2 protein-coding genes are annotated in these 2070 nt (G+C 58.0%); both read left to right on the forward strand.

Annotated elements, in window-relative coordinates; genetic code table 11:
- On the forward strand, window positions 1-713 hold a 713-nt coding region (locus BGN95_RS03525; RefSeq protein WP_286771623.1), incomplete at its 5' end, for a CpsD/CapB family tyrosine-protein kinase.
- Between the two features lie 80 nt (window positions 714-793).
- On the forward strand, window positions 794-1936 hold the full coding sequence (locus BGN95_RS03530; RefSeq protein WP_286771624.1) for a hypothetical protein: 1143 nt from the start codon (window positions 794-796) through the stop codon (window positions 1934-1936).
- Window positions 1937-2070 lie beyond the last annotated feature (134 nt).

The following is a 2070-nucleotide window of genomic DNA, read 5'->3' on the forward strand; positions in this document are numbered from 1 at the left end:
GCGGCACTCCCAAAGAAGCGCTGCTCGATCGCAAGTCGGACCTCGTTGACGCATATCTCGCGGTGCAAACCAATCTCGGCTTCACAACCGAACACGGCGTGCCCCGCTCATTCGCAATCACTTCAACCCGGCCGGCCGAAGGCAAGTCGACGACCGCACTTGCCCTCGCAACCACGCTTGCCCGTGCGCATCGCAAAGTTATCTTGGTCGACGGTGACATGCGCTCGCCGTCAGTCCACCATTTTGGCGGGGTCAGTCACGAACGCGGTTTGAGTAATTTCCTATCGGGCCAGGATGATATCGAAACGCTCATATTCCAGATGCCCGATTTTGGTTTCACAGCAATGTCTGCAGGACCGATCCCTCCTAACGCTGCTGAACTGCTAACCGGAAACCGGCTGTCGCTCCTCATAGAGCGGTTGCTTGAAAGCTATGATCACGTCGTGATCGATTCGCCTCCTGTGATGGGCCTGGCGGATGCGCCGCTTATCGCTAGCCGTGTTGAAGGCATTATCTATGCGGTTGAATCCCACGGTATCCGATCGAGTCTCGTCAAGACCGCGCTTGCCCGCCTTGCCAGCGCGAACGCCCGGGTTATCGGCGGCGTCCTGACCAAATTCGAGGCGCGTAAGGCGCATTATGGCTATGGCTATGAATATGGCTACAGCTACGGGCGACAAGGCGATAACAGGAAAGAGGCATCGCGCGGGTGATGTCTCCACGCCACGCTTCGGTACGGCGGTCCGCAACCGAAAAGGCGTTTCGGGGGCTACTGGCAATCATTGCGGTAGCATTGGGTTATGTCAGCGTTACTCAAAGCCTAGGTTACACTTTCAAGGACGATTCCGCGCGGGCGCATATTTTGGCGCCCAATGACGGGAGGGTCACCGCGCTTCTGTCTCAGTCGTTCGTGACCGCTCAAGCGACCGCGACCGATCTCGCGGAAGGAGAGCGTCTCGCGCGCCTGGCGCTCGATCAGGATCCGACGGCGGTCCGCGCGGCGACGACGTTGGGACTCATCAATGAGATCAGAGGTCACAAGAAGGTCGCGCGCCGCCTATTCGCTTATGCCGACAAGCTCTCTCGCCGCGAACTCCAGACACAACTTTGGGCTATCGAGGATGCGGTTGAGCGACACGATGTCGCTGGCGCTCTTCGGCAATATGATATCGCGCTTCGCACGTCACAAATCGCACCTGACTTACTGTTTCCTGTCCTTGCTTCTGCCGTCGCGGATCCCGGTATCCGTTCCGCGTTGACGCGAACACTGGCGAGCGATCCCGCATGGGGACCAAATTTCACTCTTTATGTGTCAGCCCACAGCCCCCCGGACGCAGCTGTCAGCCTGTTCCGAGACCTCGCTCGCACGGGAAATGAGGTTACGGCCGAACCGCACGCTCGGCTGGTCAATCGGCTCATTTCGAGTGGCGCATTTGCAGATGCGTGGAATTATTATTCGGGGATTCGGCGCGGAGCCAGCCGACACTCATCGCGTGATCCGCGTTTTCAGATGAATCTCGCCATACCAACCCCGTTCGATTGGACGCTTGAGGACACCCCTGGAATCAGCTCGATGATTCAGCCCGGTGAGCGCGGCGGTATCTTTGATTTCTCAGCACCCGCAAGCGTAGGTGGAAATGTATTGCAGCAAATGCAGATGCTTCCTCCGGGGGATTATCGGTTGGAAGGACATAGCAGTGGAATCGAGCAGCCAGAGGGTTCACGGCCTTATTGGGTACTGACCTGCCTAGACGGCCGCGAGCTCAACCGCGTCATCGTACCGAACTCGACACAAGCAAAAGGAGCATTCTACGGGCAGTTCCATGTCCCGGAGACGTGCCCGGTGCAGACGCTTGCCCTTGTGGTTCGCGCAACCGAATCCATATCCGGCGTTACCGGACAAATCGACCTGATCCAGCTCGTTCCGCTTCGCTGATATGCGTTGCGTGATCGCCATTCGACTTTGAAGGTTGCGTTATGCGTTGTGCAGGATTCCTCGTCGCACTTCTGACAGTCCCAGCCTCGGTGAGTTGGCCCCCGAAATGACCTGACAGGGTCTCGCTCTTAGAT

It is taken from the genome of Sphingomonas sp. 66-10, from assembly GCF_001897045.1.
Classification (GTDB): domain Bacteria; phylum Pseudomonadota; class Alphaproteobacteria; order Sphingomonadales; family Sphingomonadaceae; genus Sphingomonas; species Sphingomonas lycopersici.